The organism is Pseudomonas sp. D4002, assembly GCF_013385665.1.
GTDB lineage: Bacteria > Pseudomonadota > Gammaproteobacteria > Pseudomonadales > Pseudomonadaceae > Aquipseudomonas.
In genome coordinates this window covers 18,017-30,790 of the sequence record NZ_JACAPN010000009.1, presented here as the reverse complement: position 1 = coordinate 30,790, position 12,774 = coordinate 18,017, and the positions used below count along the sequence as shown (strand labels likewise).

Sequence of the window (12,774 nt, the reverse complement as noted above, 5' to 3'; positions counted from 1 at the left end):
ATGAGCCCATTGATCACCCGCGTCCTCTCCACCCGCGCCGGCTACGGCCTGACTGTCCTGCGGATTTTTGTCGGGATCATCTTCGCCGCCCACGGTTCGCAAAAGCTCTTTGGCTGGTTTGGCGGCGGCGGCCTGGCGGGCACTGCCCAGTGGATGGAAAGTATCGGCCTGGCCCCAGGTACCCTGATGGCGGTGTTGTCCGGTGGTACCGAGTTCTTCGCCGGGCTGGCGCTGATCATTGGCTTGCTGGCGCGGCCAGCGGCACTCGGCCTGTCGATCATTTCCCTGGTGGCGATTTTCTCGGTGCATATCCATAACGGTTTGTTCATGGCCAACAACGGCTACGAGTTCGCCCTGGCGCTGCTGGGCGGTACGCTTGCCGTGTTGTTGGAAGGTGCGGGCAAATTGTCCGCAGACCGCGCCATCACTCACTGATACCGCGCCCCCCCCCTTAAAAGGCCCGCCCAGTGCGGGCCTTTTCGTTGCTCGGGATTCTTGACACCGCCCTACAGGCTTCTCTAGGATGTTGCCCATGCGCCGATTTAAACAGCTAATTGCGGGGCGCCACGGGTGACTGATCACAGTCCCGACAGAAGCCAGAGCCATGGGCCAGCTTCGAAATTCCGCTAAAGCGCTGGTTCGGTGTTGCCTCTCACCTGCCCGCAGACTTTTGAGGCAGAGACACGACACAATGAATGCACTACGCCCCCTCATACGCCTGGCCCCGATCACCGCGGACCTTACCCAACGCAATCCTAAAATCCTCTTGGGCGGCAAGCATCAGCCGACGTTGCTGCGCTATCTGGATGGCTGGCCGCGCCGCACGGGGCGGCCTTCGGCCTTTCTGATCCAGTTTGTCGAAGACGGCGACTCCCTTGCGCGCTTTGCGTCCAACAGCTTCGACCTGGCCGTCATTCAGGCACCCAGCGCCAGCGACGCGGGCGAAGTGATACGCCAACTGACCCGCATTGCCCGGCAAGGGCTGATCGCCCGGCGTTGAGCCCTCAGTAGAACGCTGCTGAAGGCAGGTGCCGGTGACGGCGACGCAACAGGAAAATACCCCCCGCAATCAGGCACAGTATCAGCGGTACAGGCACGATATTGAGCAGCTTCACTTTGCGTTCCAGGGCGTGAACCTCGGCGTATGACTGGACCTTCAGCGCGTGAATTTCCATGGGGATTCGCAACCGCTCCTTGTTGAGCGCTTGCAGCAGTGTGTTGGAGGTTGCAGCCTGAGGGCCCGGGGAAATTGTCGGGGGGTTGAGCAGTTGCCATTCCTTTTCCGTTTGTTCCAGGCGTTGCGCCAGTTCGGCGGACTTCTCACCGTAGGCCAGTGCCGCGTCTTCGCGCATTGCCTGCAGCACCTGCAGTGATCGAGCACCGCCTGCGCGGGGGCGAATGTTCATCAGTGCATCGGGCGCCGCCAGGTTGTCCAGGGTGTTCAATACAAACATCGCGTTATCTGACAACGGGCTACCCGCCGCGCGATGCTTCTGGAGCATTCCAGACACACGATCGCTGAGCAGGTCAGTGTCGGCGACCACGACCACATGGATGTTCGCAGCCTTTTGCAAGCCGGTGTTACGCCCACTGATGCCGTCAGGAAAGGCGGAATAGGCGGGCCCTTCGACGCGGGCGGCGATCACCTGTTGTTGAGCGCGAGTGGCTGTTTCATTGATCAGTGAATTGAGCTGCGCTGGCAGGACAAAGTGCTCTGTCTCAAACAGCGCGGCGTGCGCGGAGCTTTGCAGCAACGGGGTGAAGGTCATGCGGCTTCTCTTGGCAGGGGCCAGGGCGCCGCTGCTCAAGACGTTGACGTTGTGAAGTTTCCAGGCGCTGATGTCATCCTGTGCCATCGCCTGGCGGGGCAAGGTCAGTGCCGCGGGATGGCGCACAGGCGGCTGGCCCGTGGTCAGGATCACCGAAGTGGCATAGTCGCGATCGGCAATCACCTTGTTCGCGGGCATCTGGATGCCCCAGGCGGACAGCAATGCTTCCAGCTTGGGGTTTTCCGGGGCCGTGACGCTGGTGTCCAGCCCGACAAGCGGGTCGATAAACATCATCAACTTGCCTGCGCCCAATACAAACTGGTCTATTGCGTAGAGGGTTTGGTCAGGCAGGTTGCCGGGATGAATCACCATCAGGGTTTTGACGTGTTCAGGAATTTGCGCGATACCCGGCTCCAGGCTCACCACGTTGAACTGGCGACGGATCTCCTGCAACACCTGCCAGGGAGGCGTATTAACGCCGTTGCGTTCATCTCGCTCACCGTTTATTGGCAGCCGGGAGATCACGCCCACAATGGGTTGCTCGGGGTGGATCACCTTATGAATCAAATGGCTGATTTCATACTCCAGCAGTGACTCCCTGTCCGGGCTGAATGACGGGATGCTATGGGGCGCATGGCCCGCGCTGGTACCCACCAGGCCGAAGAATCCGTGTTGTTCGTCAAGTCCCAGTAACCTGGCTTTGTATTCATCTTCAGAAAAAGGGGTGGGGTCGATGAGGTGCAGGTTGATTTTGCCCTTTGCCGCTTTTTCATATTCCTTGAGCAACAGCTCTACCCGTTTAGCGTAGCTTTCAACGGCGTTGGCTTTGTGTGCACGGTTGCTTGAATTGAAGAAGTACAGATCCACCGGTCTTTCCAGTGAACCGAGCATAGTCTGTACAGGATCGGAAAGTGTATGGATGTTCTGTTCCGAAAAATCCAGCCGTGGATTTGGAAGTTTCAGTGCCCAGACCAGGTTAAAAGCGAGAAACAGTAACAGGAGCGTAATAATTGTGAGGCTGGCACTTAGTCGCGTTTTCATCGTGATGTGTCCCTCTCAACCGTTTCTTACATTCAGGACAATGACCGTCGCGCCAAGAAAGGCGATGATCATACTGATGAAGTACAAACTGTCTTGAAGAGCCAGTACCCCTTGGTCAATGGCGTCAAAACGCGCAGATGGGCTCAGGGAAAGAAGGCGGTCAATCAGCCATACCGGAACTTGATGTTCAATTGCATCAAGAATGGATGACAGGCCACTGGCGGTCAGCAGCAAGCACAGGGTTACGGTGAATATAATCGCGCGATGGTGTGTCAGTGCGCAGATAAAACAACCCACGGATAGATAACATCCGGCCAATACCCAACTTCCCAGGTATTGTGACGCAATGACTGTATTGTCCGGATTGCCAAAATAGTTGACGGTGATGACTATCGGGAAGGTCAACAGCAGGGCCACGCCGGAAACAATCCAGGCCGCCAGAAACTTTCCGACCACTATCTCGAAACGTGTGACGGGCAGGGTTTTCAGGAACTCCATGGAACCGGTGGTGGGCTCGTCGGCCCAAAGCCGAGTGCATAGAACAGGTGTCAACAGTAAGTAGAGCCAGGGGTGCAACTGGAAGAAGCCCTGCAAGTCGGCACTGCCGACTTCCAGTAACCGGGTTGCATGGAAGCCAAATACAGCAGCGGCGGTCAGGAAAACCGCAGTGCTCAGGTAAGTGAGGGGAGCCGAAAGATAACTGACCAGTTGACGCTTGAATATGACCGGGAGAAGTTTCAAATCGATGCCTCCTGGCTCATATGGTGCACAACGTCATCCAGGCGCCCGGCTTCCAGGTTCAGGGCATTGAGCTTCCAGCGGCGCTGGGTGACCAGTGCATTGATGTGGGGGTAGATGATTTGCCCCGGCAGGGCGAGTACGGTCACTGTGCCGGGAGTCTCGCGGTCTTCCTCGATGCCGGCGACCCCGGGCAATACCGCCAGGGCCAACAGGTCCAGCGGTGTGTCGGCTGCAAGGGTGACCGCCTGGTGATGACGGGAGCTGCGCTGCAGTTCGGGCACCGAAGTGTCTGCCACCAATCGGCCGTCGGCTATCACCAGTGCGCGGGTACAAATACCGGTCAGTTCTTCCGGCGCACGGGACGCGACAATGACCGTCATCTCGTCGCTGAGCGACTTGATGAGCATTCTGACTTTGTGTTTCTGGTCGGCATTCAGACCTTCTGTTGGCTCATCGAGCAACAGCAGGCTGGGGTCATGCAGGATTGCCTGGGCGATGGCTACCTTGCGTTTCAACCCGTCCGTGAGGGTTTCCACCGGGCTTTTGAGTATCCGCCACAACTCAAGCCGTGCAACTGCCCGGTCAATCATCTTGCGTTTTTCCGCGCCGCGGAATCCGCGTATTTCGGCAATGAAACCGAGAAAGGCCTTTACACTCATTGCACCATGGCTCAAGAGTCGCTCTGGCTGGTAGCCGGTGACTTTCTTTGCCTGGAATGCGTTCAGGGCGATATCGTTACCGAATATTTTTATATGGCCTGAAGAGGGTGTAGTCGAGCCTGAGATCATTTTGATAATAGTTGTTTTTCCCGCACCATCATTTCCAAACAGCCCGAGGCATTCCTGGGGTTGGGCGTTGAATGAGAAGTCATGAATAATGTTTTTTCCGCCCATGGTTTTTGTCAGGCTCGTTATCTCGATCATTATGCTTTTCTACTGAATGGATATGGCAAGGCTGGATTAACCTGGGTGAACAGCAGGTTGTGAATGTTCGAAATTCAATGCTTGAAATCTTTTTATGTTGAAGCTTTTCCGGTGTCGCACTGTTAAAAAATGGTACGTTCAATAAACGCTCTTGGAAATGCTGAGGGGGCTGAATAAGATAAGTCCTACATGCCAGACTATGACTCGCTGAAACAATTGTTTTGGTTTTGATGATTTAATTACAGTCGTTGTTTATTTGGTGTTTATTTAAAGTTTATGCCAATTTGAAATGGAGCCTGATGTCATGCTGCTTCTACGTACCCTTGTTCTTGAACAGTCCGGGCATGATGCACCGGTCAATGGTGCACTGCTTTGTGGTTTTGCGGTGGCGCAGATCTCTTCAAACTTTCTTGCCTACAGTCTGGATGAAGAAACAGAGCCCGGTAGTTCACGGGTGTACATCGCAGCGTTGCGCAAAAAGTCCGAACGTTACTTTCTGGGGGCGATAGACTCCAAGGAAGACCTGCAAATAGCGACCCATGTCTTCAAGCAAATCCTGACGCTCGCGGCTGCTCCCGGGGCAAAATCTGCAAGCGGCGGCGAAACTCAGATTCCCTTTCATTTTGTTGATTTGAAAGGCTGCAAATTGCCCCCGGCCAGGCCTGAAGATCATCACTCGTTGACGATCAAGAAATCCCTGGTGATGAAGGTGATTACCCTGGGAACGTCGGCGCCCGGTTTGCCCGCCATTGAAAGCAATACGTTGATCGTGCCGTCGATTCGTTTCTCCTCAAGAATGGTGTCTGCTCCCAGGTCCCCCGATCCTTCAGAGCCTGCGCGGTCATTGCCCGAGCCGGTGGCGCAGGCGCCCGAGGCTGAGCTCGAGATATCCGAGCCGCTCGTTGAGGCGCCACTACAGGCACCGATCGAGGCGCCTGCTGTCGCTGCGCCAGTGCCGGCGCCCATAGTCCAACAACCTGAACCGGTCCCCCAGGCGCCGCCGCCCATGCCTGCCCGGAATGAGTCAGCCTCGTTGTTTGAAGTGGACGATACGCTGGCCAATCTTTCCCGATTGTCACAGGAGCTGACGCAGCAAAAGCTCAGCGTGCTCAAGCAGGAAGAAGCGCTTGATCAGTTGCGTCTCGAACTGCGCCAGGAAAAGGCTGACCTTGAGCAGGAGAGTCAGCGGAGTGCCGACAGGATTGCCGAAAAGGAAACGTCCCTGGAACAGTTGGCCCGCACGCTGGCCCTCCGGGAGGAACATCTGGCTGGCAGCTCGGCGCTGAACCAGACAGAGCAGCGTCGAATGGACGAGCGTGCGCGCTACCTGGAGAGCCAGGAAGCCCAGTTGCATGACCGTGACCTTGCGGTGCGCCTCAAGGAGCAACAGCTGACGGCTGCGCTGTTCCAGTTGCCTGTCCTGCGGGACAACCTGAGGGTTACGCTTCAATCCCTGGATGAGTCACTTGCATGGCTTGGCGAGAACGGGCGCGGCCAGCCTGAATGCGGCCCGACCCAGACGGAGGCTGACTGATACGCGTCGTTGCCGGAATCCGCCGGTGGGTCTGGCTACTTTCCCGAGTTCATTTATCATCGACCCCCACAGCCGACATCGGGCGTTAAATGCGTTGTGCCTGATGCGGCAGCGGGTCTGAAAAATGCAAACTTCCAGGGGATGTAGAGCTTTTGAGCACCAAGCTGATTACCAAAGAAGGTCATGAGGCCCTGAAAAAGGAGCTTGATTACCTGTGGCGAGAAAAGCGCCCTGATACCACCCGCAAAGTGACGTGGGCGGCCTCCCTGGGGGACAGGAGCGAAAACGCCGACTACCAGTACAACAAGAAGCTGCTGCGGGAAATTGATCGTCGGGTGCGTTATTTACGCAAGCGCCTGGAAGACATGCGCGTGGTCGAGTACATGCCCGAGCAGGAAGGGAAGGTGTTTTTCGGCGCCTGGGTGGAGATTGAAAACGAACAGGGCGAGACCAAGCGGTTTCGCATCGTGGGGTACGACGAGATCTATGAGCGTATGGACTACATCTCCATCGACTCACCCATGGCCCGGGCACTGTTGCGCAAGGAAGTGGATGACGAGGCGCTCGTGCAGACCCCGAGTGGCGAAGTGTGCTGGTGGATCACCGCTATCGAATATGTGAAGTGACAACGGATGGCCCGTACGCATGAACGCGTGCGGGCCATTTGCGTTTTCAGCCCTCGCGCAGCACCGTCAACGGGCTGGCATTCAGTGCGCGGCGGGTGCCGAACACGCCGGCACCGCCGATCAGCACGGCGCCGATCACCGGCAGCAGCAATAGCCACGGATGCGGGTGCCAGGTCAGGTCGAACGCGTAGCGGTACAGCACCAGTGTCACCAGTTCAGTGCCCAGCGCTGCCAACAGCCCGCTGACTGCGCCCAACAACCCGAACTCGATACGCCGGGCCTTGACCAGCAACTTGCGCTCAGCCCCCAGCGCCCGCAGCAGGGCGCCCTGGCGAATCCGCTCATCGAGGGTTGCCTGGAGCCCGGAGAACAACACGGCCATCCCCGCTGCCAGGACAAACAACAGCACGTACTCCACCGCCAGGGTGACCTGGGCCAGGATGCTGCGCAGTTGTTCCAGCAGTGCCTCCACCTGCAGGATGGTCACCGCCGGGAAGGCCCGGGACAGGTCGACGATCTGTTGGTCATGGCCGGGTGCGAGGTAGAAGCTGGTCAGGTAGGTGGCCGGCAGGTCCTTCAGGGTGCCGGGCTGGAAGATCATGAAGAAGTTGGGCTGGAAGTTGTCCCAGTTGATTTCCCGCAGGCTGGTGACCCGCGCTTCGCGGTTTTCCCCGCCGACGGTAAACACCAGGTGATCGTTGAGCTTGAGTTTCAGGCTGTCGGCGACCTTGGCCTCCACCGAGACGCCTGGAATCTCGTCGGTCGGTTGCGCCGTCCACCAGGAGCCCGCCGTCAGCTTGTTGCCCGGTGGCAGGTCGGCGGCCCAGGTCAGGCTCAAGTCTCGCTGTACTGCACGATCGCCGCTGGAGTCCTTGCTGACAATCTCCTGCACTGGCGCGCCATTGATGCTGATCAGTCGTCCCGGTACCACCGGATACAACGGAGCCGATTGCGCCTGTAATTCCAGCAGGCGTGCGCCGAAGGTGTCTTTGTCGGCGGGCAGGATGTTCAGGGCGAAATAGTTGGGGGCGTCCTTGGGCAACTGGTTCTGCCAGGTATCCAGCAATTCGCCGCGCAACAACGCGATCAAGCCCATGGATAACAGGATCAGCCCGAACGCCAGTGACTGCCCCGCGGCCGCCAGGGGATGACGCAGCAACTGGCCCAGCCCCAGGCGCCATGGCAGGGAGGCCCGGGCCAGCAGGCGTCGCAGGCTTTGCAGCAACAGGAGCAGCAGGCCGCCGAGAACCAGCGCGGCAATCACGCCGCCGCCCAGCAGGGCGAAGGTCAGCACCAGGTCGAGGCTCAAGCGCCACATGATCAGGCCCAGGGCGAAGAGTGCGGCGCCGTAGACCATCCAGGTGCTGGAAGGGATTGGCAGCAAGTCGCGGCGCAATACCCGCAGTGGCGGCACCCGCCCCAGGGCGGCCAGCGGCGGCAGGGCGAAACCGGCGAGGGCTACCAGCCCGGTGCCAATCCCGGCAACGGCCGGCAGCAGCCCGCCGGGTGGAACGTCCGCCGGCAGCAGGTCATGCAACAGCGCAAACAGGCCCAATTGCGCCAGCCAGCCGAGCAGGGCGCCGGTCAGGCTGGCCAGCAACCCCAGCACGGCCAATTGCAGGCTGAACAGCAACATGGTTTCGCGTCGCGACAACCCGAGGCAGCGCAGCAAGGCGCTGGCATCAAAGCGTCGGCTGGCGAAGCGATTGGCCGAGAGCGCCACGGCCACGCCGGAGAGCAGCACCGCCACCAGGCTGGCCATGTTCAAGTAACGTTCGGCCTTGCCCAGCGCGCCGCCGATCTGCTGGTTGCCGTCGCGCGCATCCTGCAGCCGCTGGTTGGCAGCCAGGCCGGGCTTGACCAGGTCGCGATAGGTTTGCAGCACGGTGCCGCCCTGTGGCGCTCGCCACAGGTCGCGATAACTCACGCGACTGCCGGGCTGCACCACGCCGGTGGCGTCAAGGTCGGCCAGGTTGATCATCACCCTGGGCGTCAGGCTATAGAAGTTGCCGGCGCGATCCGGCTCATAGGTCAGCACGCGGGAAAGGCGCAGGGTCTTCATGCCGACGTCGATGCTGTCGCCGATTTTCAGGTTCAGTGCCGTCAACAGCCGTGCTTCCACCCAGGCTTCACCGGGTTTGGGGCCACCTCCGGCAGTTTCTTCGGCGAAGGGTTCGGCGGCGCTCTTCAGCTCGCCGCGCAACGGATACGCCTCGTTGACCGCCTTGATGCTGGACAGCTGGATGCCAGCGTCAGTGGCAATCACGCTGGAGAATTCCACCACTCTGGCGTGCTGCAGGCCCAGCTCGGTGCCACTCTGGATTTGCTCGGTGCGGGCGGGTGAACTGCCTTCCAGCACCAGGTCGGCCGCCAGGAACTCGGTGGCGCGCAACATCATCGCGCCGTTCAGGCGGGCACCGAAGTAACCGATGGCGGTGCTGGCGGCCACGGCCACCAGCAGGGCGAAGAACAGCACACGCAGTTCGCCGGCGCGGGCATCGCGCAGCAACTGGCGAAGGGCAAGGCTGAACAGGCGCAACAAGGGCAAGCGTGCCATCAAGGCTCCAGGGGCGCGACCATCAGGCCGGCTTCAAGACGGATCAGGCGACGGCAACGGTGGGCCAGGCGCTCGTCATGGGTCACCAGCACCAGGGTCGTGCCGCTCTCTTTGTTGAGTTCGAACAGCAGGTCGCTGATGCGCTCGCCGGTATGGCTGTCGAGGTTGCCGGTGGGTTCATCGGCAAACAGCACGTCCGGTTCGGCAGCAAACGCCCGGGCAATCGCTACCCGTTGCTGCTCACCCCCCGAGAGTTGGCGCGGCGAGTGGGTGAGACGCTGGCCCAGGCCGACACGCTCCAGCAGGTGTTTGGCGCGCTCGCGGGCGTCCTTGCGGCCGTCCAGCTCCAGGGGCAGCATCACGTTTTCCAGCGCGTTGAGGCTGTCGAGCAACTGGAAGGACTGGAACACAAACCCCACGTGCTCGGCGCGGATGCGTGCACGCTGGTCTTCGTCGAGCGTACTCAGGGCCTGGCCGGCGAGGGTGACTTCGCCACTGCTGGGCAGGTCGAGGCCGGCCAGCAGGCCGAGGAGGGTGGATTTGCCGGAACCGGAGGCGCCGACGATAGCCAGGCTATCGCCCTTGTTCAGTTCCAGGCTCAGTTCGTGCAGGATAGTCAGTTCACCTTCCGCGCTGGGAACCACTTTGCTAAGGTTTCGCGCGGTGAGAATGCTTGCGCCCATGGAGAATCCAATGCGAATGTGGTTTTTGAGTGCTGGCCTGGCCTTGATGTGCATGGCCCAGAACGCAGCGGCGGGTACAGTCCTGATCGTTGGCGATAGTATCAGTGCCGGTTTCGGGCTGGATACCAGCAAAGGGTGGGTAGCGTTGTTGGGACAACGGCTCAAGAGCGAAGGTTTCGACGATAAAGTGGTCAACGCCTCTATCAGCGGCGACACCAGTGCCGGAGGCCGGGCGCGGCTGCCGGCGGCGCTTGCAGAGCATAAGCCGGACCTGGTGATCATCGAGCTGGGCGGCAATGACGGCCTGCGCGGGCAGCCACCCGAGCAATTGAAACAAAATCTTGCATCGATGATTGAACAGTCCAAGGCCAGCGGTGCCAAGGTGCTGCTGCTGGGCATGCAGTTGCCGCCTAATTACGGGCCGAAATACACCACCGCGTTTGCTAATGTCTACCCGGCCCTGGCCAAGGAAAAAAGCGTCCCGCTGGTGCCGTTTTTCCTTGAAGGCGTCGGTGGTCATCCGGACCTGATGCAGGCTGACCAATTGCACCCGGCGGTTGGCGCGCAGGGCAAGTTGCTGGAAAATGTCTGGCCAACGCTAAAACCACTGCTATGACGCTTTTCTAGCAGCGGTCTTTCGGCTAAGGTGGCGCCCCCCCGATTTGGAGCCCCCGATGTCGCGTCCTGCCTGGTCACTGTTTGCCTACCAACTGATCGAGCCTGACGAACAGCTGGATCTGTTCGCCTGCCAGGAAGTCCGGGTGCATCTGGTGACGCGTCAATTGGAGTTGGGCGGGTCCATCGACCGCACCCTCTGCGGCACGTTGTTGCCTGCCCAGCCGCGCTGGTCATCGGTGGATCGCTCGATCTTCCAGGACCAGCGTTTGTGCCCCCTGTGCCGGGCGATCCTCGAGTCGCAAAAACGCGGCACACCGCCGATCTGGCCAGAGCTGCGCTTCGAGCTTTGAATATGGGTGCCCGCCGGGCAGCCGTGTACAATCCATTTTCTACTACCCGTCGATCTGCGAAGGAATTCCCGGATGTTGTCGCGCCTTTCCGCCGTCACCTGCTGCCTGTCTCTCGCTGCGCTCTGCGCGGCCGGTTCTGCTGCAGCCTTGCAGTTGCCTTTGCCGCCACCGGGTGAAGATATCGTTGGCCAGGTCCAGGTGATCAAGGCCAAGTACGAAGATACCTTCGCGGACCTCGGCACCACCTACGACCTGGGTTATTCGGAGATGGTCGCGGCCAACCCGGGCGTGGATGCCTGGCTGCCGGGAGCGGGTACCGAGATCGTGTTGCCGACGCGCTTCATCCTGCCGCCCGGCCCGCGTGAAGGCATCGTGATCAACCTGGCGGAGTACCGGCTCTACTACTACCCCAAGGGCCAGAACGTGGTGTACACGTTCCCGTTGGGGATTGGCCGTGAAGGCTGGGGCTCGCCAGTGGCCCACACCACCATCACGGGCAAGATCCCGAACCCGACCTGGACCCCGCCAGCCTCGATCAAGGCAGAACACGCCGCCAATGGCGACCCGTTGCCCAACGTCGTGCCGGCCGGCCCGGACAACCCGCTGGGGCCGTTCAAGTTCACCCTCGGCACGCCGGGCTACCTGATCCACGGTTCCAACATGAAGTTCGGCATCGGTACCCGTACCAGCCACGGTTGCTTCCGCATGTTCAACAACAACGTGCTGGAAATGGCCGACATGGTGCCGGTGGGCACGTCGGTGCGGATTATCAACGACGCCTACAAGTTCGGCGCGGCCGGGGGCAAGGTCTATCTGGAAGCCCATACGCCGCTGAACGACGATGGCACCCCATCGGTCGTCGACAAGCACACCGCCGTCATCAACGCCTTGCTCAAGCGTGAAGACCTGTCCAGCAACCTGCGGGTCAACTGGGACCAGGTGCGTGACGTGGTTGCGGCCGAAGACGGTATCCCGACGGAAATCGGTGTGCCGGGCGGGGCGCCGATGGTGTCGAGTACGCCGGTCGATCTGCAGCAGTAAGCCTGCACGATCCATAACCCGTTATCGCCTCGCGCGGTGACGGGTTTTTTATTGTCTGGAATCCAGCCAAATCACAGGCAAAAAAAAGCCGATCCAAGAATGGATCGGCTTGATAACAACCCCGGAGGATTATTACTTGCGGCTTGCTTTTTCAAGCATGCGCAGAGCGCGCTCGTTAGCTTCGTCAGCAGTCTGTTGTGCTTTTTGAGCAGCAGCCAGAGCTTCATCAGCTTTACGGTAGGCTTCGTCTGCACGAGCCTGGGAGCGTGCTGCTGCGTCTTCAGTTGCAGTCAGACGAGCTTCGGTTTCTTTGGAGACGCTGCTGCAACCGGTAGCCAGAACTGCGGCCAGAGCCAGAGCAGAGAATTTCAGAACGTTGTTCATCGTGTTCCCCTTCAAGGACTTTCTATTAAATGGCTACTTTCTCAGAGTGAGCTAATAGCCGGCGTACATACTACCCATTACTTGTAGTAAGTAAACTGACGTAGCGCAAGAAGCAAAAAAAATTCTCGCGTCCAATCTATTTTGGCTAATCTTTCGAGAGTCTGTATAAAAAATATGCAGATTTTTGCACTCGGCCGAGGATTGGATCCAGCCTGAAAGGGCCGGCTGGCATGTGTTAAGCCATGTAAACATAAGTCATTTTATATATCGTCCCTGACACTATTGTTCAGATTGTCTTTTCGCCATTCGGTATCTTTTGTGCATGTTGAGGTGACTTTAAGAGCGCGTGTTCGTCTCAAGCTTCAACTGCCGGCAATGTTCAGGCCATCGACGTAAGGAATCTCGATTGGCCCTTTCTATGTCCGCCAGCGCAACGGAAGACGAGCGCGTCTTGAGCAATTGTGCGATTGGCGCCTACTATTTCCCTGTGCTGGTTGTGAGCGCTAG

13 protein-coding genes are annotated in these 12,774 nt (G+C 59.3%); 7 read left to right on the top strand and 6 right to left on the bottom strand.

All coding sequences use genetic code 11. The annotated features are described in order from the left end of the window. Both HX824_RS02715 and HX824_RS02710 read left to right on the top strand, forming a co-directional pair. Positions 1-435, top strand: a complete 435-nt coding sequence (locus tag HX824_RS02715; RefSeq protein WP_134325988.1) for a DoxX family protein — start codon at positions 1-3, stop codon at positions 433-435. A 256-nt stretch (positions 436-691) separates the two neighbouring features. Beyond that, positions 692-1,000 carry a hypothetical protein gene (locus HX824_RS02710; RefSeq protein ID WP_003218736.1) on the top strand — a complete coding sequence of 103 codons (309 nt, stop codon included), beginning with the start codon at positions 692-694 and terminating at the stop codon, positions 998-1,000. A gap of 4 nt (positions 1,001-1,004) precedes the next feature. Here the strand turns inward: HX824_RS02710 and HX824_RS02705 are convergent, their stop codons facing one another. From HX824_RS02705 to HX824_RS02695, 3 genes are read right to left on the bottom strand one after another with little or no spacing between them, the layout of a single operon-like run. Next, positions 1,005-2,810: a Gldg family protein gene (locus HX824_RS02705; RefSeq protein WP_177054105.1), complete on the bottom strand. Its 1,806-nt coding sequence runs from the start codon at positions 2,808-2,810 to the stop codon at positions 1,005-1,007. A 15-nt stretch (positions 2,811-2,825) separates the two neighbouring features. Further along, positions 2,826-3,551: an ABC transporter permease gene (locus tag HX824_RS02700; protein WP_003218734.1), complete on the bottom strand. Its 726-nt coding sequence runs from the start codon at positions 3,549-3,551 to the stop codon at positions 2,826-2,828. Then, positions 3,548-4,474: an ABC transporter ATP-binding protein gene (locus HX824_RS02695; protein WP_023659064.1), complete on the bottom strand. Its 927-nt coding sequence runs from the start codon at positions 4,472-4,474 to the stop codon at positions 3,548-3,550. Before HX824_RS02695 ends, HX824_RS02700 begins: the two co-directional genes overlap by 4 nt. A 304-nt stretch (positions 4,475-4,778) precedes the next feature. On the opposite strand from HX824_RS02695, the gene HX824_RS02690 reads away from it, so the two are divergent. After that, complete coding sequence (locus tag HX824_RS02690) at positions 4,779-6,008, top strand: hypothetical protein (RefSeq protein WP_003218731.1); 1,230 nt, start codon at positions 4,779-4,781, stop codon at positions 6,006-6,008. 152 nt (positions 6,009-6,160) lie between these two features. Next, positions 6,161-6,634: a transcription elongation factor GreB gene (gene greB, locus HX824_RS02685; protein WP_008437752.1), complete on the top strand. Its 474-nt coding sequence runs from the start codon at positions 6,161-6,163 to the stop codon at positions 6,632-6,634. Positions 6,635-6,680: 46 nt separating this feature from the next. Here the strand turns inward: greB and HX824_RS02680 are convergent, their stop codons facing one another. Next, positions 6,681-9,191, bottom strand: a complete 2,511-nt coding sequence (locus HX824_RS02680; RefSeq protein ID WP_102605077.1) for an ABC transporter permease — start codon at positions 9,189-9,191, stop codon at positions 6,681-6,683. After that, the gene (locus HX824_RS02675) at positions 9,191-9,874 is read right to left on the bottom strand and encodes an ABC transporter ATP-binding protein (protein ID WP_003218726.1); all 684 of its coding nucleotides are present in this window, start codon (positions 9,872-9,874) and stop codon (positions 9,191-9,193) included. Before HX824_RS02675 ends, HX824_RS02680 begins: the two co-directional genes overlap by 1 nt. Positions 9,875-9,884: 10 nt before the next feature. Here HX824_RS02675 and HX824_RS02670 point away from each other — a divergent pair, with 10 nt between their 5' ends. The 3 genes from HX824_RS02670 to HX824_RS02660 all read left to right on the top strand — a co-directional run bounded on the left by HX824_RS02670 (position 9,885) and on the right by HX824_RS02660 (position 11,883). Continuing rightward, positions 9,885-10,490, top strand: a complete 606-nt coding sequence (locus HX824_RS02670; protein ID WP_003218725.1) for an arylesterase — start codon at positions 9,885-9,887, stop codon at positions 10,488-10,490. 58 nt (positions 10,491-10,548) lie between these two features. Next, complete coding sequence (locus tag HX824_RS02665; protein ID WP_003218723.1) at positions 10,549-10,842, top strand: hypothetical protein; 294 nt, start codon at positions 10,549-10,551, stop codon at positions 10,840-10,842. A gap of 72 nt (positions 10,843-10,914) precedes the next feature. Then, positions 10,915-11,883, top strand: coding sequence for a L,D-transpeptidase family protein (locus HX824_RS02660; protein ID WP_177054104.1), 969 nt, complete (start codon positions 10,915-10,917; stop codon positions 11,881-11,883). Positions 11,884-12,015: 132 nt separating this feature from the next. Here HX824_RS02660 and oprI read toward each other — a convergent pair whose 3' ends face one another. After that, positions 12,016-12,267 (bottom strand): outer membrane lipoprotei OprI, encoded by a 252-nt coding sequence (gene oprI, locus HX824_RS02655; RefSeq protein WP_003172710.1) that lies wholly within the window; start codon positions 12,265-12,267, stop codon positions 12,016-12,018. Positions 12,268-12,774: the final 507 nt, after the last annotated feature.